The sequence below is a fragment of the Flaviramulus multivorans genome (assembly GCF_021728415.1).
Lineage (GTDB): Bacteria > Bacteroidota > Bacteroidia > Flavobacteriales > Flavobacteriaceae > Sabulilitoribacter > Sabulilitoribacter multivorans.
Map to the genome: position 1 here is coordinate 208,495 of NZ_JAKKDV010000002.1, position 20,855 is coordinate 229,349.

20 protein-coding genes and 1 tRNA gene are annotated in these 20,855 nt (G+C 32.4%); 16 read left to right on the top strand and 5 right to left on the bottom strand.

Annotated elements, in window-relative coordinates; all coding sequences use genetic code 11:
- The first annotated feature begins 1 nt into the window (after position 1).
- Positions 2-1,183, top strand: coding sequence for a THUMP-like domain-containing protein (locus L3X39_RS05735; RefSeq protein WP_237230817.1), 1,182 nt, complete (start codon positions 2-4; stop codon positions 1,181-1,183).
- A gap of 37 nt (positions 1,184-1,220) precedes the next feature.
- On the opposite strand, the gene L3X39_RS05740 is transcribed toward L3X39_RS05735, so the two are convergent.
- Positions 1,221-1,294 (bottom strand) — tRNA-Arg (locus L3X39_RS05740).
- Between the two features lie 85 nt (positions 1,295-1,379).
- On the bottom strand, positions 1,380-3,029 hold the full coding sequence (locus L3X39_RS05745) for a solute:sodium symporter family transporter (protein ID WP_237230818.1): 1,650 nt from the start codon (positions 3,027-3,029) through the stop codon (positions 1,380-1,382).
- 148 nt (positions 3,030-3,177) lie between these two features.
- Here L3X39_RS05745 and galK point away from each other — a divergent pair, with 148 nt between their 5' ends.
- From galK to L3X39_RS05800, 11 genes are all read left to right on the top strand, one after another.
- The gene (gene galK / locus L3X39_RS05750; protein ID WP_237230819.1) at positions 3,178-4,326 is read left to right on the top strand and encodes a galactokinase; all 1,149 of its coding nucleotides are present in this window, start codon (positions 3,178-3,180) and stop codon (positions 4,324-4,326) included.
- A 99-nt stretch (positions 4,327-4,425) separates the two neighbouring features.
- Positions 4,426-5,991, top strand: coding sequence for a hypothetical protein (locus L3X39_RS05755; RefSeq protein ID WP_237230820.1), 1,566 nt, complete (start codon positions 4,426-4,428; stop codon positions 5,989-5,991).
- A gap of 119 nt (positions 5,992-6,110) precedes the next feature.
- Positions 6,111-6,428 carry a DUF3566 domain-containing protein gene (locus L3X39_RS05760; RefSeq protein ID WP_237230821.1) on the top strand — a complete coding sequence of 106 codons (318 nt, stop codon included), beginning with the start codon at positions 6,111-6,113 and terminating at the stop codon, positions 6,426-6,428.
- Between the two features lie 63 nt (positions 6,429-6,491).
- On the top strand, positions 6,492-6,935 hold the full coding sequence (locus L3X39_RS05765; protein ID WP_237230822.1) for a nuclear transport factor 2 family protein: 444 nt from the start codon (positions 6,492-6,494) through the stop codon (positions 6,933-6,935).
- Positions 6,936-7,125: 190 nt separating this feature from the next.
- Entirely contained in the window at positions 7,126-8,592 is a 1,467-nt protein-coding gene (locus tag L3X39_RS05770; protein ID WP_237230823.1) for a restriction endonuclease, read from the top strand.
- A gap of 128 nt (positions 8,593-8,720) precedes the next feature.
- Positions 8,721-9,080, top strand: a complete 360-nt coding sequence (locus L3X39_RS05775) for a hypothetical protein (protein WP_237230824.1) — start codon at positions 8,721-8,723, stop codon at positions 9,078-9,080.
- Between the two features lie 175 nt (positions 9,081-9,255).
- Positions 9,256-9,729 carry a methyltransferase family protein gene (locus L3X39_RS05780; RefSeq protein ID WP_237230825.1) on the top strand — a complete coding sequence of 158 codons (474 nt, stop codon included), beginning with the start codon at positions 9,256-9,258 and terminating at the stop codon, positions 9,727-9,729.
- 181 nt (positions 9,730-9,910) lie between these two features.
- The gene (locus L3X39_RS05785; protein ID WP_237230826.1) at positions 9,911-10,633 is read left to right on the top strand and encodes a DUF6090 family protein; all 723 of its coding nucleotides are present in this window, start codon (positions 9,911-9,913) and stop codon (positions 10,631-10,633) included.
- A gap of 63 nt (positions 10,634-10,696) precedes the next feature.
- Positions 10,697-11,473, top strand: a complete 777-nt coding sequence (locus L3X39_RS05790; protein ID WP_237230827.1) for a DUF6090 family protein — start codon at positions 10,697-10,699, stop codon at positions 11,471-11,473.
- 195 nt (positions 11,474-11,668) lie between these two features.
- Positions 11,669-12,433: a DUF6090 family protein gene (locus tag L3X39_RS05795; protein ID WP_237230828.1), complete on the top strand. Its 765-nt coding sequence runs from the start codon at positions 11,669-11,671 to the stop codon at positions 12,431-12,433.
- Between the two features lie 184 nt (positions 12,434-12,617).
- Entirely contained in the window at positions 12,618-13,052 is a 435-nt protein-coding gene (locus L3X39_RS05800) for a DUF1801 domain-containing protein (RefSeq protein WP_237230829.1), read from the top strand.
- 320 nt (positions 13,053-13,372) lie between these two features.
- Here the strand turns inward: L3X39_RS05800 and glyA are convergent, their stop codons facing one another.
- The gene (glyA, locus tag L3X39_RS05805) at positions 13,373-14,644 is read right to left on the bottom strand and encodes a serine hydroxymethyltransferase (protein WP_237230830.1); all 1,272 of its coding nucleotides are present in this window, start codon (positions 14,642-14,644) and stop codon (positions 13,373-13,375) included.
- Positions 14,645-14,845: 201 nt separating this feature from the next.
- Between glyA and fahA the strand changes: the two genes are divergently transcribed.
- The 4 genes from fahA (at position 14,846) to L3X39_RS05825 (ending at position 18,469) form a co-directional block, all read left to right on the top strand.
- A complete protein-coding gene (gene fahA, locus L3X39_RS05810) occupies positions 14,846-16,129 on the top strand; it encodes a fumarylacetoacetase (protein WP_237230831.1) in 1,284 nt (427 codons plus the stop codon).
- A 126-nt stretch (positions 16,130-16,255) separates the two neighbouring features.
- Positions 16,256-17,434, top strand: a complete 1,179-nt coding sequence (locus L3X39_RS05815; protein WP_237230832.1) for a hypothetical protein — start codon at positions 16,256-16,258, stop codon at positions 17,432-17,434.
- 80 nt (positions 17,435-17,514) lie between these two features.
- Positions 17,515-17,655 carry a DUF5679 domain-containing protein gene (locus L3X39_RS05820; RefSeq protein ID WP_237230833.1) on the top strand — a complete coding sequence of 47 codons (141 nt, stop codon included), beginning with the start codon at positions 17,515-17,517 and terminating at the stop codon, positions 17,653-17,655.
- Between the two features lie 256 nt (positions 17,656-17,911).
- Positions 17,912-18,469 (top strand): hypothetical protein, encoded by a 558-nt coding sequence (locus tag L3X39_RS05825; protein WP_237230834.1) that lies wholly within the window; start codon positions 17,912-17,914, stop codon positions 18,467-18,469.
- A gap of 147 nt (positions 18,470-18,616) precedes the next feature.
- On the opposite strand, the gene L3X39_RS05830 is transcribed toward L3X39_RS05825, so the two are convergent.
- Together L3X39_RS05830 and L3X39_RS05835 are read right to left on the bottom strand one after the other, a co-directional pair.
- The gene (locus tag L3X39_RS05830) at positions 18,617-19,012 is read right to left on the bottom strand and encodes a gamma-glutamylcyclotransferase family protein (protein ID WP_237230835.1); all 396 of its coding nucleotides are present in this window, start codon (positions 19,010-19,012) and stop codon (positions 18,617-18,619) included.
- A 21-nt stretch (positions 19,013-19,033) separates the two neighbouring features.
- Positions 19,034-20,809, bottom strand: a complete 1,776-nt coding sequence (locus L3X39_RS05835; RefSeq protein ID WP_237230836.1) for a DUF885 domain-containing protein — start codon at positions 20,807-20,809, stop codon at positions 19,034-19,036.
- Between the last annotated feature and the right edge of the window lie 46 nt (positions 20,810-20,855).

Here is a 20,855-nt window from a genome sequence, read left to right on the forward strand (position 1 = left end):
CTTGAATCCATTAATTCTAAATACTGAAATTCAAGAGTTTATAAATGATAATTTAAACACTGATATTTCTTCATTACTTTTAAAAGGCACTTCATTTTTAGAAGTTTCAACGAAAGACATAATTGAACAAATAGAAGCAAAAAAGCGTTGTGAAAAAAAATTACCAACATGGTTTAATACCAAAAACATATATTATCCCAATAAGTTAAATATTGAGCAAACCTCTTCTGAAATTACCGCTAAATATAAATCTCAATTAATTGAAGGAAACTCAATAATAGATTTAACTGGTGGTTTTGGAGTTGATGCATATTTCTTTTCAAAACAGTTTAAAACGGTTAAACATTGTGAAATTAATGAAGGTCTATCTCATATTGTTGCTCATAATTACAAACAACTTCAAACTAAAAATATAACGACCATTGCAACTGATGGCATTGAATATATATTGCTTTCAAAAAACAAATATGATTGGATTTATATTGATCCTTCCAGAAGACATGACACAAAAGGCAAAGTTTTCTTCTTAAAAGATTGCTTACCTAATGTTCCAGAACATATCGACTTATTATTTAATCATTCCAACAACATCCTGATTAAAACCTCGCCACTACTGGATTTATCAATTGGTATTGACGAATTGAAGCATGTAAAGGCCATTCATGTTGTTGCTGTAAACAATGAGGTTAAAGAGTTACTTTGGGTTTTAGAAAAAGAATTTGATAGCTCCATTCAAATTGAAACGGTGAATATTAAAAATGATGATATTCAACAATTCCATTTTACTTTAAACAATAAAAAAAACTCAGAATCGAAATACAGTAAACCACTTACCTATTTATATGAGCCTAATTCCGCCATATTAAAGGCTGGAGCTTTTGATGAAGTTTCAAATCAATTAAATGTATTTAAGCTGCATAAACACTCCCATTTATATACAAGCGAAAACTTAGTTGAATTCCCAGGTAGAATATTTAGAATAGAACGTGTAATCCCTTACAATAAAAAAACCTTAAAAAAGGCGGGAATTACAAAAGCAAATATTACTACCCGAAACTTCCCAGAAACGGTACAACAAATTCGCAAAAAAAATAACATTAAGGATGGAGGTCACGCATATTTGTTTTTTACAACAAACCACCACGATGAGAAGATTGTTATCGTAACTTCGAAAGTATTATAAAGCAAAAAAGTCTTAACAATTTAGTTAAGACTTTTTGTGATCGCGACAGGATTCGAACCTGTGACCGTCTGCTTAGAAGGCAGATGCTCTATCCAACTGAGCTACGCGACCTAAACCATATTGGAAAACTTTTTATTTTCCGGTGCGCAAATATAAAATTAACTATATATCTAACCAAAAGAAATCTTTAATAAATTTAAGCAAAGTAAATATAAATGGATACTACCACTAATACTACCAAAGCTCCAACGGTTTTAGTGTGTTTCCAAGGTTCAATATCAACTTGTTTTGTATATTCTAATTCGTAGGCCGTTTCTCTTGGTTTTATCTTCCCTATGGCGAGCATTATTAAAATATTAAGTATAAACAAAATCGCCATAACATGTAAAAAATGAGGGTAAGCATCCGCTTCAACTAGCTTTAATGCAGCTGCATCAGTAATACCTGAAGCCTTAGCTTCGTTTAAAGCATTTTCAATAAAATGAGGCTTTAGTATAAACTGACTTAAAATATACAGCAATGATCCAGAAATAACTCCAATTTTAGCCGCTATTGCAGGCACTCGTTTCGTTGTATAACCAACTACAATAATTGTAAAAATTGGAATACTATAAATACCATTAATCTCTTGTAAATAATTAAATAAACTACCCGCATTCGCGATAAGAGGCGCTATAAACATGGCAGAAACAGCTAATATGATACCAAATATTTTACCATATTTTACCACTGTTTTTTCATCAGCATCTTTATTTATATGTTGTTTATAAATATCGATACCAAATAATGTGACTGAACTATTTAAAACACTATTAAACGAACTTAAAATGGCACCAAATAAAACGGCAGCAAAAAATCCTACTAGATATTTTGGTAGAACAGCACGAACTAATTCCGGGTATGCTAAATCACTGGTAGCTAATCCGCCTTCAAAATAATGATATGCTATAATACCTGGTAATACCAAAATAAGCGGACCTAAAATCTTTAAAAAGGACGCTAACAATAATCCTTTTTGTCCTTCAGCTAAGTTTTTAGCACCCAAAGCTCTTTGAATAATTTGTTGGTTGGTTCCCCAGTAGAACAATTGCACCAACATCATTCCTGTAAAAATAGTACTAAATGGAACTTCCTGACCCGGTTGACCCATAGACTTAAATCTATCAGGGTTAGCACTCATTAAGGTATCTAAGCCAGCGGTTAAACTACCATCACCAATAGCCATCAGACCAAAAACTGGTATAAGAAGTCCGCCTATTATAAGTCCAATAGCATTAATACTATCCGATACAGCTACCGCTTTTAATCCACCAAAAACGGCGTAAATGGAGCCTATAATTCCAATTCCCCAAATACACATCCACAAGGCTTTTGTATTTGATACATTAAGCATCTCGGGAACGTTAAACATACCGCTAATAGCCACTGAACCTGAGTATAAAATCACTGGAAGTAAAACAACCACATAACCCGTTAAAAACAATCCTGAAGTAATGGTCTTGGTCGAAACATCAAATCGTTTCGATAAAAATTGAGGCACCGTAGTTAAGCCTCCTTTTAAATATCGTGGTAATAAGAAAACAGCTGTAACTACCATGGCTATTGCTGCTAGGGTTTCCCATGCCATAACCGATAATCCATCAGTATATGCACTACCATTTAAGCCTACAATTTGCTCTGTTGATAAATTGGTTAGTAACAGAGATCCTGCTATAACACCCGCTGTTAAACTTCTGCCTCCAAGAAAATAGCCATCAGATGATTTTTCATCTGTTGAACGTGTTGCGTAATAAGAAATTATGGCTACCATTAATGTGAAGCCAACAAAAGAAATTATTCCAATCATGCTATATTTAGTTTAATTAGTGATATAAAGGAACCAAATATAAAGATTTAATTTTTATAAATTTGATTAAAAAAGTATCGTAGAAAAGTTTTAAATTAAAAATAGAAATCAATAAAAAAGTCATTAATAATCCTATAAAATCTACTAAATGCAATCATTATTAATTAATGACGTTTCCACAAAATTCTTCCAATTATTTAAAAATAAACCAATACTTATTTTTTCTCCCGGAAGGATAAATATTATCGGCGAACATACCGATTATAATGATGGTTTTGTATTTCCAGCGGCAGTAAATAAAGGTATTGTGGCTGCAATCCAAAATAGCGACACTAATTATAGTACCGCCTATGCATTAGATTTGGATAATAAAATTGAATTCGATTTAAACAATTTAAAACCTTCTAAATCAGGAAGTTGGGAAAATTATGTGTTTGGTGTTATTGCTGAGATTAAAAAAAAGAATAAAGAAATTGGCAATTTCAACTTAGTTTTTAAAGGTAATATCCCTGTTGGCTCTGGCTTGTCATCGTCTGCCGCATTAGAAAATAGTATTGTTTTTGGATTAAACACACTTTTCAATTTAGGTTTTACAAAACAAGAAATGATACTAATTTCTCAAAAGGCTGAACATAATTTTGTAGGTGTTAAATGCGGTATTATGGACCAATATGCTAGTATGTTTGGTATAAAAAACCATGCGTTGCTGTTAGATTGTAGAACTATGGAATCGAAGCCTTACCAAATCGATTTTAAAAATCATCAACTTATGCTAATAAATACCAACGTAAAACATAGCTTATCGGATAGTGCTTATAACGACAGACGAACCGTTTGCGAAAATGTTTGCAAAATACTCGGTGTTCATGCCTTAAGGGATGCTACAGTTCAAGACTTGGAAACTATAAAAGACAAGTTAACACCAAATGATTATCAAAAAGCCCTTTATGTAATTGAAGAAAACTGCCGTGTTTTATTAGCATCTAAAGCGATTGAAAATAGTGATTTGGATGCTTTGGGTCTATTATTATTTCAATCTCATAGCGGGTTGCAACATCAATATAAAGTAAGTTGTGAAGAGTTAGATTTTTTAGTAGACCAAGCAAAACTAAGTCAACACGTTTTAGGTGCTAGAATGATGGGTGGCGGATTTGGTGGCTGTACCATAAATTTAGTAGATAGAAATTTTGCCAAAGAATTTTCGGAAATAACTTCAAAAGCATATCAAAAAACTTTTGGAAAATCTTGTTCTATATACAATATTGAACTGTCTGAGGGTACTCATTTAATAGAATAATAGTAAATATCAACTACTTCTAATTCAAATTTCGTCCATGTTATAATAAATCATAGCTTCAAAAGTTATATTTTTAGCCATCAAATCAGGCCCTTTTTAATGAAACGTTACTTTTATATAGTTTTAACCCTAGGTTTTTTAATATTTTGGAGTTCTTGTAGAAAAGATTTTGTTTTTTCACCTAGTACAGGAAGTCTTCAATTTTCAAAAGATACGGTGTATTTAGATACTGTTTTTACTAACATTGGCTCTAGCACTTATAATTTAAAAGTTTACAATAGAAGTGATAGTGATATTCTTATTCCTTCGGTGCGTTTAGCTTTAGGCGAAACGTCTAATTATCGTTTAAGTGTTGATGGTATAGCTGGTAAAGTTTTTGACAATGTAGAAATATTGGCAAAAGATAGTTTGTATATTTTTATTGAATCTACAATCGACATCAATAATTATCCAAACCCAAATGGTACGTATTTATATACCGATCAAATAGAATTTGATTCTGGCTCCAATCAGCAAAAAGTAGAGTTAGTTACCTTAGTACAAGACGCTATTTTTATTTATCCCAACCGAGATAATACTACAAAAGTGATTGAAACGCTCACACTTAATATTGGCGGTGAGATTGTTGAAACCGAATTACAAGGACGGGAATTATTGCCTTCCGAACTTACTTTCACCAATGAAAAACCTTATGTTATATATGGATTTGCCGCTGTACCAGTAAATGAAACTCTTACTGTTGAAGCTGGTGCACGCGTACATTTTCATGACAATTCTGGCATTATAGTTTCAAACGGTGCATCTATCAATGTTAATGGTGCATTTAGTACAGACCAAGAACTGCTCGAAAATGAGGTGATTTTTGAAGGTGACCGATTAGAGCCTAATTTTTCGGAAGTACCAGGGCAATGGGGCACAATTTGGTTGTTGGATGGAAGCGTAAATAACACGATTAATTATGCAACTATTAAAAATGCTACGGTTGGTATTTTAAGCGATGGAAACCCCGACGACGTGAACAATAAACTTAATATAACAAACTCGCAAATTTACAATTCCAGCGCTTTTGGTATTTTAGGCAGAAACACCTCTATTGCCGGTGAAAATGTGGTTATAAACAATGCAGGACAATCATCGTTTGCAGGCACCATAGGTGGTAAATACAATTTTACACACTCAACTATTGTAAATTACTGGAACAACAGTTTTAGGCAATTCCCTTCAGTTTATCTTAATAATTTTATTATTGATGAAGATAACGTAGCCATATTAGCTGATTTAAATGAAGCCAATTTTAATAACTGCATTATTTATGGAAATGATAATCCTGAAATTTTGCTGGATGAAATAGAAGATGCTTCCGTTGTTTTTAATTTTAAGTTTACTAATTGCTTAATTAGGTTTGAAAATACCAACAACAATTTTACAGGTCCTAATTACGATTTAAATGACACCAGTAAATATGAAGGCAATCTTTTTAATCAAGACCCTAACTTTTTAGATACCGAGTTAAATAAACTAATTATTGGTACAGAATCTGCTGCTATTAACCAAGGTAACGCAACCTTTGCATCTCAAGTATCTGTAGATATTTTAAATGTAAACCGAACCGCTGCACCAGATTTAGGAGCTTATCAGCATATCACCTTTCCTGAGGAAGATTAAAGCGTTTCAACTATTTTACTTCCATAAAAAAATATTACTTAACTTAGTAACACTTCTAAGTAGTTCTTTATAACCGCACGGTGTTGGTGTTCGTTAGTTAATTTTATAACAAGTTGGTTATGGAAAAAATAAAAAGAATTGGCGTATTCTCATTTGCAAAATTTCAAACGCTTTTGGGTGGTCTGATTGGTTTAGTATTGGGGATTCTATATTCGTTTGGTGGTCTTATAATTGATATGCTTGTTAGCTGGGATATACTTTCAGCTACTACCATGGAAACACCCGGATTAAGTTATGGTACCATACTCGCTTTTGGTGCTCTAATTGGTATGCCCGCTATATTTGCGGTTGCAGGTTTTTTTCTAGGAATCCTAGAGGCCATACTTTATAATTTGTTTGCAAGATGGTTTGGCGGCGTTAAAATAGACTTTTCTTAACACTAGCCTTTTTAAAAAAAGACTATATTTAAGTTCGTAAATCAATCAAAAAAAAACAAATCCATGAAAAAATCAATCGTATTATTCGTTTTATTAGCCACCTTTTCTTTTGTAAATGCCCAGTCAAATGCTGAAAAAGAAAGTGTTGAAAAAGCTTGCCTAAATTATATTGAAGGATTTTATGAAGGGGACGAATCTAAACTTAAAGCAAGTTTACAACCATCATTAAACAAGTTTGGTTTTTGGAAAAATAAAGAAGGTGATTATGAACAACAAAACCCTATGTCTTTTGAGAATGCTTTGGCATATGCACGAATTGTATTAGAAAAGAAGCAGTTTCCTAAGCCAGATGCACCAAAAAAAGTAGAAGTTTTAGATGTTGGAAATTCTATTGCTTCGGCAAAAATTACCGCTTGGTGGGGTATTGACTATATTTTACTCTCAAAACGAGGCGATAAATGGATGATTGAACAAGTACTTTGGGAAGGTCCTCTCGAAAAAAGCTAATAAAATTTTGAACTTTAAAAATAAGTGTTTTTGCCTTTAGGTTCCGTAGTTATTCTTGTAAGAAAAATTAATTATCTTTACGAGATAACCCTGATAAAAACTTGCTAAATCCCGACGTTTTTATGGGATAAACCAAATAAAAGTTACTATATAACCAGTTGGGCGTAATATGAAAAACCAGAAATAACGAATGACATTTATCCGAAATTTAACTTCTCGTTTTTCAAACAAAATCATTTCAGTTGAAATAGACCAAGACCTTTTAGAAGAATTAGATACAGCAGACAAAGTCACTACCAACAGAAATATCACTTTTAATTTATATAAATTAATCTATCATATTGGAACAATTCAATCTAGGAGGTTTGCACCTTCAAACCGATTAAAGTTTAGTGATAAATCAGACTTAATTGAAACTCTTTACTCAAACACCAACGAATTTAGAGTTCGAATAAATGATGTTAGAACAGTTAATGGTTCTGAAACCCTAACGTCAATCTCGGAAGATTTTGGAATTGGAATTTCGGTTGTGATTGCCGAAAAACTATTTAATATAAAACGTTCTACAATTCAAAAGATTTACGGAACTGGAAGAAGACCAGATTGGAAGTGTCAAACAACAGACAATAGGATTTTAGTTTTTGAATGCAAAGGTTCAACTAGTATGCAAACTTCGATTCAGCAAGAAGTAAATGCTTTAGACCAAAAAACAAAAGAACCAGGCGATGTCCAAATTGCATCTCTCACTGTTCTTAATGAAAATTCAATTAGTACAAATAGGTTTCTTGACCCACCAATTGAACAAAGTAATATTTCACCAACAATGGAAAATCATATTTTAAGAGCTGGTCATTATGCCTCTGTTTTTAGTTTTCTAGGGAACAGTAAATTAAGTAGATATTATTCTCAAATGAGAAAAAGATTGGAAGGAAAGATTACACCTTATGAACAAGAACTAAAAAATGAAACTTTCAGGGATTTAAGAACTAATGACCCAACAGTTTATTTTGACAATAAAGAGTTCGCTGGTTCATTTTACGAAATCGACAATCAAAAATTTCTATTTGTTGGAGTTGATAAGGAGTTATTATCATATTCAGGGTTCATTGAATTTAAAGACTATGAAAACGATTCTGACACTTTAATAAGAGGAAATCATTACAACCTTTTTAAAGATGGAGTTTTAATAATTGAAATTGAACAAATTCAAGATTTTGATGATATTGTTAGAATAGATAGAATACAGAATTACCAAAATAAAATAACCGTTAGCGATATTGATGGGATGAATGAAATTTCATTTTCGAAATATTTCATTCACTTACTCGAAAGAAATGGATTTACGAATATTCGGGAAGAAATAAAAGTTGGAGATTTTCAAATTGATTTAACAGCAGATTTTAATAACGAAACATATTATTTTGAATTCAAAATATATAAGAATAAAAGAATGAACCGAAATGCTATTGAACAAGTTAACTTCTATAGCAGACAAATTTTGAATGGTAAATTTGTTTTAGTGACTAATGGAAAAATGAATAGTGAATATCTGGATAACTCAAGAATTACGATTATCGATAGAAATGGACTAAAGAAAATTGCCAATAACTATAGAAATTTAATTGAACTAATAAATACTACGCCCAACAACGTATAAAATTAATTGCTAATGCAAGCTTACTTACGAAAATCCTCGCGGATTTTCTATTCGGTTTGTATTTGCTAAATTAGGTGCTTAAACAACGCAACTAATCTTATACAAGACCGTTGTAGCCAATTAAAAAAATGAGTACTGAAAATGAAATTTTTATTCCAAATCAAAAAACTCGGAAAAAGTTAGCCGAAAAACTGAAATTGGAATTTGACGAAAATATGCAAGATTGGGAATGGGAAATATCTGACTCAAATCGAATTGCTGAATTCATAACGGAATATGATAATTGGAATTCTTCACAAGCGGAAAAAGAAACGCTAATGGAAATTATTCTTGATAGTCTGAACGATATGAAAAAAACAAATAATGAATTTGAAAAACATTTGAATTCTGTTCTTTTAAGATTAAAAAAGAATTCTGAAATTCATAGAGGAACAATTAAATATTGGAAAAACGGAAATTTTGATATTTCAGAGCATCTGAAAAAATAACTGGCTACAACAACGTATAAAAATAATTGCTATTTTGTGCTTAATTAAAAGTCGTTGCGTATTTACCAACTTCTGATTTTCCTTCGGAAAATCCTCGTCGACAAACACGCAACTATTCTTATACAAAACCGTTTTACGGCATATAAATGGAGCCAAGGTAAACTTAAAACCATACATGTTTTCATTGTTCATAAGAAATTTATTTTTTACAATTTTGCAACCTGGATTAGTAGCAGGGTTAATACCATTATGGATTACAGGTTTTAGGATTAATAACTTATTTGACAAAGTTTGGCAATTGCATCATTTTATAGGAACTATTATTTTTCTGATTGGCTTTGTAATAATGATTTGGTGCATCATAAATATTGCTGTTAAAGGAAGAGGTACACTTTCTCCCATAGATCCAACAAAGAGATTAGTTGTTGCTGGAATTTACAAATTTTCACGCAACCCAATGTACGTTGGTGTGACTTTAATATTGATTGGACAATCAGCCCATTTTCAATCAGTTGAGTTATGGATTTACTCTCTCTTTGTCTTTATTACCTTCAATATTTTCATAATATTCGTTGAAGAACCTCGATTGAGAAAGGATTTTGGAGAAGAGTACAGAAGGTATTGTAAAAAAGTAAGGAGATGGATTTAATATTCTAGAATCCAAACGAGTTTCAAAAGACAATTACGACCGTACAGTAACGTGTATTTCATTGATCCGAAATTCCTCTCAGAATTTCCATGCTGTTGAACAATGGGTTTCTTTCTTTTTGTTAACTTAGTACTCAACGCAACGAAACCATAGCCCAACCGTTATGACCAATAACTAACCAATGATAAAATTCTTTAGAAAATTTAGACAGAAACTACTAACTGAAAATAAATTCAGTAAGTACTTTCTTTATGCTATCGGCGAAATTTTTCTTGTAATGATTGGGATTCTTTTGGCTCTTCAAATAAATAATTGGAATTCTGCTAATGTTGCCACGAAAAAAGAAAGAGGTATTTTAACAGAATTATCCAGTGGTTTAAAATTAGACAAATCAATTTTAAAAAATGCCTTAAGAAAAGATTCTCTTGATCTGATAGGGTTATATAGCCTCGATTCTCTTCTAAACTATCCAGAACATGATAACAATTCAGATATAAATAAGTTATTTGGAAAAGTTTATGGGTTTCGTTTTGTACGTGTAAATACGGCCTTTTATGAAGACTTAAAATCGTCAGGGCTTCAAGTATTAAAAGATGATGAAATAAGGTCTGCGGTCGTAAATCTTTTTGAGGACAACTATGTGTTTTTAAAAGATCTTATTGACCAAGAACGAAGTGTAAATCAAGTAAATAGACCATATTTTTTAGAAAATTTTACAAATCTTACGTTTCAAGAATATGCAAAACCTAGAAGCATTAAATTAATTTGGAAAGATTCATATTTTAAAAATTTGGTCCATTACCGAATAATTACCTTAGAAACGAATCAAATAAAATGGTACAAGAAAACTATTGAAGACATTGATAATCTTCAATCACTTATTAGCATCTATTTAAACGAATGAGAGTGAAAAAAAACGAAAGCACAACAACGCATTGGTGGTCAAAAAAAACAAAATGAAAAATAGATGTTAAAATTCTTCCGAAAAATTAGACAACGATTGTTGACCGAAAATAAATTCAGTAAATATCTGATTTATGCTATTGGAGAAATTGTATTAGTAGTTATCGGAATTTTAATTGCTCTTCAAATTAATAATTGGAATGAAAATCGAATTAATGAAAATAACGAAACAATTATTCTTGAAACATTACAAGAAGAGTTTCTAGAAAACAAAAAAAGATATTCTGAAACTATAAAGCAACAATCATATGTGATTAAATATTGCAAATCACTTATTGAATGTTTAGAATTGAAAGACTCAGAATATAAAAGAGATTCTATTGGCGATTTTATTCACTTTGGAGCTCTGAATTATTTTCGAGCAGAACCATTAGTTGGAAGCTATCAATCTATGCTAGGCAGTGGAGATTTAAAACTTTTAAAGAATGAAGGTTTAAAAGCTAAATTAGCTTCATTTTCGGCAGAAATTAATACTGGATTCGAAGATGAGACTGCATCAATGAATTTATTAAATCAACTGCATCTGGAATTCAAATCTATCGGAGAAGAACTTTATCCAAACCAATTAAGGCAAAGACTTGAATTAGCAGAACGAATTGGTAAAAACAATGAAGAGCGCAATAAAATAATATCGGAATTGTATCAAAATCCAAATATTTTAAATCCGTTATATACCAAAGCCGCTTTTGAAAAAAATAGATTGGACTTGCAGAAAAAAATGTTGAACTATTCAAATGAAATTCTGGATTTAATTGAAACCGAACTGAATCATAAAAAATAACGAAAGCACAACAACGTGTATAATTAATTGCTTATTTTAGGCTTAAACAAAGGTCGTTGTGCTTCATTAATAGAAACCACTAACCAATGATAAAATTCTTTAGATTATCGAAACAAAATTTTGCGAAGCAAAATCAAAGGTCTGGTAGACCTTTGGTTGAGATAGCCGCTTGCGGAGAAAATAAAAGTACGCATCATGATTAAGTTCTTCAGACACATTCGACAGCGACTACTTTCAGAAGGAAAAACTGGAAAGTATTTAAAATATGCAATAGGTGAAATTATTTTGGTGGTTATTGGGATTTTGATTGCTCTTCAGATAAACAATTGGAATCAGGTCACGAAAGATGACAAAATTTTGAGGGAATACTTGGGAAAGATAAAATCACATACTCAAGAAGATATGAGAATGTTGGATTCATTAACTAAGTATCGAAAAAATATTGGAAATCTTTGTAAGAAAGCAAGAACGGCAATTCTAGATAAAAAGGAAGAAGAAAACCTGCTTCTGCTCATGGGTTGTGGGTCTGCCTTTATGGAGTTTCATTTCAAACCTAACACAGGCGGCTATGAAGCTCTAAAAAATTCTAATTATTTCGGTAAAATAAACAACACAGATTTAGATTCCCTTTTGATTCGTTACCACAGGCTTGTAGATGACATTTCACAAAATGAAGAAAGTTATAATGGGTATCTAAAAGGGCAAGAAAATTATCTTTCCACTCAGTTTGATAAATCGTTGGTCCTCGCAACAGCTTTCTTACCTCCAGATTCATTAAGCTTAAGAGCTACTTCTCAATCTGAATATTTCGAGGATTTTAAAGAGTACACTTCATCTGCATCATATAGAAATGTAATTAATTTAGCAGCTTTTCAGTTTGATTGGATGATTGATTTATATAGTCAACTTGATGAAGTAGGTGAAAATGTAATCAAGGAAATAGATTCATATGATAATTGATATTATGACCACAGTACAACAACGCATAACGGTCATTGTATCGGTTATAGAAAAAAATTGAATATACATCAATATATTAACCCTCTTTCCCTATCTGAATAATTCGTAAATTGAAACACGACACAACGATATGTTATACAAAACCGTTAGCAGGTATTGAAGAGCATCTCAAAATAATTACGAAATGGCTAAAAATAAGACCACCGAAACGAAAGTAGACGTCTTTGATTTTATTGAATCATATGTTGACAATGAACAAAAGAAAGCAGATAGTTATAAATTAATCGAATTAATGAGGGAATGGTCAGGTTTTGAACCTAAAATGTGGGGACCGACAATCATTGGATTTGGAAGTTATCACTATAAATATGCTAGCGGTCATGAAGGCGATGCTCCTTTGTTAGGTTTCTCGCCACGCAAAGCACAATTTTCACTATATGTCTATTCAAAAACTGAAAAAAGTGATACTCTTTTGCTAGATTTAGGTAAATTCAAAATGGGAAAAGCTTGTATTTACTTTAAGAAACTAACTGATATAAGTATTCCAATTGTTGAAAAACTTAGCATGGAAACAATTGCATATCTAAATGAACACCACGAATGTTCTTGCAGAAACTAACAACGACCAGCCAACTACGCGTATGATTAATTAACTTAGTCTTTCAGCGAAAAATCGCAACCGATTTCCCAAAACATAATGATACACCAACACGTTAGGGATTGAAACGGCATCCTTTTACTTTTCTAAATAATTAGACAATAACTTTGAAAAGGATGTAAAACATAACAACAGAGTTTCTCCCTTCGCATAAATAACAAAAGTAAAAGATATAGTGGAAAGCCCGACCGTATGCCCTGAGCAGAGACGAAGGGCACGGGAACGCCCAAAACAAAAAAATCCTGCATAAAGCAGGATTTTTTTTATCTCTTAACTATGCGTTAAACAAACAAAGGTTTGTCTTTCATCATAGCATTCACCTTCACTTTTACAGCTTCTAAAATCGTTTCATTTTCAAAGTTTGCTATAACTTCATCAATCAATTCTACAATAGCAACCATATCCGTTTCTTTTAATCCACGCGTGGTAACTGCCGCCGTACCTAATCGAATACCAGAAGTTACAAATGGTGATTTATCATCAAAAGGCACCATATTTTTATTGGCTGTGATATCTGCTTTTACTAAGGCTTGTTCCGCATCTTTACCCGATACATTTTTGTTGCGTAAATCAATCAACATCATATGATTGTCGGTTCCACCAGAAATAATGTGATAACCTTTTCCAACCAAAGCTTCAGCCATAGCAGCAGCATTCTTTTTTACTTGTAATTGATAATGTAAAAAGTTATCTGTCAACGCTTCACCAAATGCAATCGCTTTGGCAGCAATAATATGTTCTAATGGACCTCCTTGATTTCCTGGAAATACAGCAGAATCTAATAAAGAAGACATTTTGCGTAAACTTCCATTTTTTAAGGTTAATCCGTATGGGTTATCAAAATCTTGCCCCATCATAATCATACCGCCTCTTGGTCCTCTTAAGGTTTTATGCGTTGTTGTTGTTACAATATGACAATGTGGAAGCGGATCGTTTAAAATACCCTTAGCTATCAATCCTGCTGGATGAGATATATCGGCTAGTAAAATAGCATTTACACTATCAGCAATCGCTCTAAAACGCTTAAAATCTAAATCTCTTGAGTATGCTGAAGCACCTGCAATAATTAATTTTGGTTGCTCTTTAGTAGCTATGTCTTGTATTTTATCGTAGTTTAAAACTCCTGTCTCCTGCTCTACACCATAAAATACGGGATTGTACAATTTACCTGAAAAATTTACAGGCGACCCATGTGTTAAGTGCCCACCGTGAGATAGATCAAATCCTAAAATTTTATCACCTGGTTTTAAGCATGCCGCAAATACCGCCGTATTAGCTTGACTTCCCGAGTGCGGTTGCACGTTTACATATTCTGCTCCAAACAAAGCTTTTGCTCTATCAATAGCAATTTGCTCTACTTCATCAACCACTTCGCAACCGCCATAATAGCGTTTTCCTGGGTAGCCCTCAGCATATTTGTTAGTAAGTACAGAACCTGCAGCTTCCATGACCTGATTGCTCACAAAATTCTCTGATGCTATAAGTTCTAATCCATGAAGTTGGCGTTCCTTTTCAGCTTCAATAAGTTCAAAAATTTGTTCGTCGCGTTGCATAAAAATTATTTCTTGTTAAATATTGCGCAAAAATAGGAAATACATTAGTTAAATTCACTAAAAAATCTATATTTACTACTAAGTTTTTAACCAATTTATTAACGTTTAAAGAAAACTCAAATTTTAGGCATTTTTATCTTTTAAAATGAAAAAAATGTGTAGGTTTGAATACAATTTAATATACTAAATAAGATATAAGTTATGCCATTATCAGCTAACAACCCAGATAGAAAGTCGTGGTTACACGTCGATAAAAATTCAGATTTTCCAATTCAAAACATTCCTTTTGGGGTGTTTTTAACACGTGATGATATTATTACCATTGGAACAAGAATTGGAGATACTGCTATAGATTTAGGTGCTTTACACCAATTGGGTTATTTTGATGGTATTCCTTTAACAGATGATATTTTTCTACAGGATTCGTTAAACGATTTTATTGCTGATGGCCGTAAAACATGGCGTGCAGTGAGAAATAGAATTGCACAAATTTTTGATAGTAATAACGACACACTAAAACAAAATAAACACCACAAGGAAATTGTATTATTTCGTTTAGATGAAATTGAAATGCAATTACCAGTTCAAATTGGTGATTATACTGATTTTTACTCAAGTATCGAGCATGCTACTAACGTAGGTACGATGTTTAGAGACCCTGATAATGCACTGTTACCTAACTGGTTGCACATTCCTGTTGGGTATCATGGTAGAAGTTCGTCAATCATTCCTTCTGGTATTCCTGTTCATCGTCCACAAGGTCAAACCCTTCCAAATGGTGCTACGGAACCTGTATTCGGTCCTAGTAAATTGGTGGATTTTGAACTTGAAATGGCTTTTATAACGACGGATGCTAACGATTTAGGAGAACCCATTCCAATTGACGAAGCCGAAGAGTATATATTCGGATTGGTACTTTTAAACGATTGGAGTGCACGCGATATTCAAAAATGGGAGTATGTACCTTTAGGTCCGTTTTTAGCTAAAAACTTTGCTTCTTCTATTTCACCTTGGATTGTTACTTTGGATGCTCTAGAACCATACAGAGTGGAAAGCCCGAAGCCTATAAAGCCTCAACTTCCTTACTTAAAATATAAAGGAAAAAAGAGTTACGACATTAACTTAGAGGTAGCTATCAGACCAAAAGGCGCTAAAGAAACCGTAGTTAGCAACTCCAATTTCAAGTATATGTATTGGAATATGGTTCAGCAATTAGCACATCACACAGTAAATGGCTGTCCTGTAAATTCAGGAGACATGATGGGTAGTGGTACCATTTCAGGTCCTACTCCAGATTCTTATGGCTCCATGTTGGAATTAACTTGGCGAGGTGAAAAACCTATAAAAATGAAAGATGGCACCGAGCGTAAGTTTATCAATGATAATGATACGGTGATTATGCGAGGTTATTGTGAAAAAGATGGAACGCGTATAGGTTTTGGTGAAGTTTCTACAAAATTACTTCCCATATACACTAAAAAGTAAATTATATCTTACATAAAGTATAAATTTTGTACATTTTATCGGATTTATTAGCATTTTATCTGTTGTTTTAGTATTTTGGCACTCTAATTGGAAGAGTATTCCAATAAACCAAAAACCCTAAACGACATGAAAAAAATTTTACTCTCTACAATTGTTATAATTTTCATATTGTCTTGTAGTACAAGAAGACAAATGGAAAAAACTATTAGCTATGGTAATTACGATCGTGCTATAAATGACGCTATTGGTAAACTTCAAATCAATAAGGACCGAAAAGGAAAAACTGATATTATTATTTTACTTGAAGAAGCCTTTAATAAAGCTACGGAAAGAGATTTAGAAAACATCAACTTTCTTAAAAAAGATAACAACCCAGAAAGTTATCTAGCTATTTTCAATACCTACATAAATTTAGATAATCGTCAAGAGCGTATTAAACCTCTTTTACCGCTTTATATAAATGGTAGGGACATACAATTAAACTTTAACGATTATAGCAGCGAATTAATTGACTATAAAAATAGTGCTTCGTTACAATTATATAATAATGCTAATGCATTACTCAATTCTATAAATAAGTTTGACATTAGAGCAGCCTACAATATGTTAAGGGACATAGAATCTATAAATCCAAATTACAAAGATGTCCGTAATCTAATGAATATAGCCCATCAAAAGGGAACTGACTTTGTTTTGGTAGATATGGTTAACGATACCAGAAAAATGATTCCTACCAGATTAGAAAACGATTTACTTAATTTTAGTAGCTATGGACTTAACAACTTTTGGGCAGTGTACCATAATACGCCAGAAGACCAAGTAAATTATGACTATAATATGCGTGTTAATTTAAGAGATATTAATGTATCTCCAGAGCAAATTAAAGAGCGTCAAGTTATAAAGGAAAAGCAAGTTGCTGATGGTAAAAGGAATTTACTAGATGAGAATGGACAGGTTGTAAAAGACAGTCTTGGAAACGCTATACAAGTGGATAACTTAAAAACCGTACGTTGCGAATATTATGAGTTCACTCAATTTAAAGCTACTCAAGTGGCTGGTAACGTAGAATACGTGAATTTAAAAACCAATCAATTGGTGGATGCATTCCCTATTACAAGTGAATTTATATTTGAGCATATTTATGCAACATCACGAGGTGATAGAAGAGCTTTAGATACTAATTTAATTCCATTTTTAGAGCGTCGCGCGATTCCATTTCCAACCGAAGAGCAAATGATTTATGATACTGGTGAAGACTTAAAAATGCAATTAAAGAACATAATAAATAGTTATACACTAAACTAAAGTAAAAAAATCATAATTTTCTTTGGGTGTTAGCCCTATAAAACTTACTTTTATTGATGATGAATCTTAAAAATTAAAAAATGGAAGCATATTGCGTAAAGTGTAAGTCTAAAAGAGAAATGAAAGACGCTGCAGAAACCACCATGAAAAATGGAAGAAAAGCCATGAAAGGCAAATGTCCAACGTGTGGTACTGGCATGTTTAGAATAATGGGTAAATAAGCCCAGTTTCTTTTAAAAATTAAAAAACTCCCAAAATAATTTTGGGAGTTTTTTTATATACATCTTTTAAACGATGCGCAATTACTAAGCACTCCGCACATTCACTTCAAAATTTATCAATGTATTTTATATTAACATCTATATATGCTAATTGATGTAATAAGGTTAATATACCATATATATTGGAAAATATGGTTGATTTTTAATCTTAAAATGTGTCGCACTTTTGCACCGTATAATTTTAATACACAGTATTATGAAACAAAGAACATTTTATCCAAATATTTGGTCTTACTCGCCATATGCAATGAATCTGTTGGCACAATTAGACTATGAAGGAAGAAACATAAAAGAATTGATTTTAAAAAATTCAGAAATAAAGGAATGTGGTGTATCTCAAATGGATTTAAACATAAAAAAAATAACAGCCATTGACACCTCTGGGAACGAACATAAAATTGTCGATTTACAAAGTAAAACCAGCACTCCAATTAAAGGTATGCGTTCAGGATATTTTTTAAGAACTAAAGGCATTGTTAACTTACAACCTAATACCTATACAACGATACGGTTTTATTTAGGTAAAAACAATCAATTTACGTATAGCGATGGTGAAGTTGAAACAAGCAGTAGCGGTGATTTTTTAGATTTTGACATTGAAAACGGACTTATTATTAAAAATAATAAAGGCACCGAAATGAAAATTTGGTTTGAACTCGCACCATTTGAATTTAGTAGATATTTTAAACCTGTATTAGAATGGTTTAAAAAACCAAAACTCTCAAAACCCAAACTATCAAATTGTATACAATAAAAGAAAACTCCCAAATTACTTTGGGAGTTTTTTTATGTGCTTTTTGTGATTGCGCTTATGGATATGATATGAAGTCGTTTTAATTAATTATATCAGTCGATAAGTAAAGTCATAAAGTTCTTATCAAATATCAATACGTAGGTATACTTAATTATCATCACCCTTGTTTAAATAATCGCCCGACGTAATTATTTGTAAATGTGTTGTTGGTTGATTATAAAGATATACCCATGATAACACCGTTTTATTAGGCAAAAAGGTATTTATTATAGCTCGTTTAAATAAACCTTCGGCAACACCTTCGTAAACATCTAAAACCTCAAAAACACGATGACTATTGGTTATTTTAAACAAACTCCCATACACTTTACCTGTTGTGCTATCACTTAAAATTGCTCCTGGATACTGATTAACTTCATAAAGCTTTCCATTAAAATACCCGTTACTAACAAACTGCGAATGGTTTGCTAAAAACCTAGACATCTCATTATTGATGTCTTGCAACAATGTACCATAAACAAATAAATAATGAGGACCAATCATTTTTTTACACAACCATCCATTCTATTTATTAGCGGCAATCCAATTATCGATTTTATTCTCTAATAACTGTAATGGGATACAACCGGTTTCTAACACCTGATTATGAAACTCCTTAATATCAAAATCTTCTCCTAAAGCTTCGGTTGCTCGAGCTCTAAGCTCTATTATTTTTAACTGACCTATTTTATAGGATAAGGCTTGACCTGGGTTTGCCATATAACGTTCAATTTCGCTAGTTATATCGGCTTCTGATTCCGCTTCATTTTCTAATGAATATTTAATGGCTTCCTCACGTGTCCATCCTTTTGCATGAATACCAGTATCAACTACCAACCTAATAGCGCGATGAATTTCAGAACTTAACATCCCAAAATACTGATACGGGTCTTTATAAAGTCCTAACTCCTCACCCATCGATTCTGTGTATAAAGCCCATCCTTCTCCATAGGCGCTATACCATAAGGTTTTTCTAAAATCTGGGAGTTCTTCGTTCTCTTGTGCCAACGATATTTGAAAGTGATGCCCAGGAATGGCTTCGTGTAAAAACAAATCTTCTTTATCAAAAATATTGTAGCTTTCTACATCTGGAATTGGTGTAAAGAAAATACCTGGTCGTGTACCATCTAACGAGCCTCGATTATAATTTGCTGCAGCTGATTTTTCTCTAAAAGGTTCGGTACGTCTTACTTCAAACGGCGTTTTTGGTTGTTTACCAAACAACTTGTTAATTTGAGGTTTCATAACCTCATGAATACTATCATAGTAAGCAATAACCTGTGAACGTTCTGTAAAAGGCATGAGTTTTCTATTGGTACGTACATGATCAAAAAACGCATTTAAATCTCCTTTAAAGCCTACTTTTTCTTTAACAGCTTCCATTTCACTACGAATACGAGCGACTTCACTTAAACCCAAAGTATGAATTTCATCAGCAGTCATAGTTGTCGTGGTATACTTTTTAATTTGATGATTGTAATAAACATCACCTAGAGGTGTACCAGTAATACCGCTAGACGTTCTCCCTTTAGGTAAATATTCATTTTTTAAAAACTCCGTCATAGCTTGGTGAGCAGGCATTATTTTGTTTTCAACCAAACTCGCATATGCTGCTTTTATGTTATCCTTTTCTTCATCCGAAAAGCTTTCTGGCATATTCTTAATAGGTGAATAATACAAGTGATTTTCTACATTGCCTTTGGATAAGCCTTCAAACTGCGGGATGACCTTAACAATAAGTGATTTTGGTAATACATAACCGCTTTCCATACCTTCACGCATGTTTTCTTTAGCAGACTCTAACCACACTAAGTAGTTATCTACTCGAGTTAGCCATGTATGATAGTCCTCAACCGTTTTAAAAGGTTGCGCATTAGTGCCACCGGCATATTGATTGAAATCTAGATTTTTAGACCACATTTGATCTATAGGCATCAAATCCTTTTTAAAGGTCATGGCTTCCAAGTTAATATCGCAATCCCACTCCAAAACAGCTTTACTCATTTTTTCTGTTTCGGTAAGTTTTGAGTCGTCAATATTTGCTAAAGCCTCTTTATACTTAGTATAATATGCTCGTTTTTTTTGAGCATATTCTTCCGACAAAAAATTAGGAAACTGGTCATTATACCTGCTATCTCCAGCATTTGTAGCTTTTATGGGGTCTAAAACTAGACCTTCTTCATTAAAATCATTGAGTAGCTTTTCAAAATCAAATCCGGTTTCATCTGAAGCTTGTTTTGCGTCTTGCTTACAAGACATTGCAAACAAAAAAACCATTCCAATTAAAACTATTTTTTTCATAATATTATGCTTTTTGATTAATTCGCATAAATATATGAATAATAGT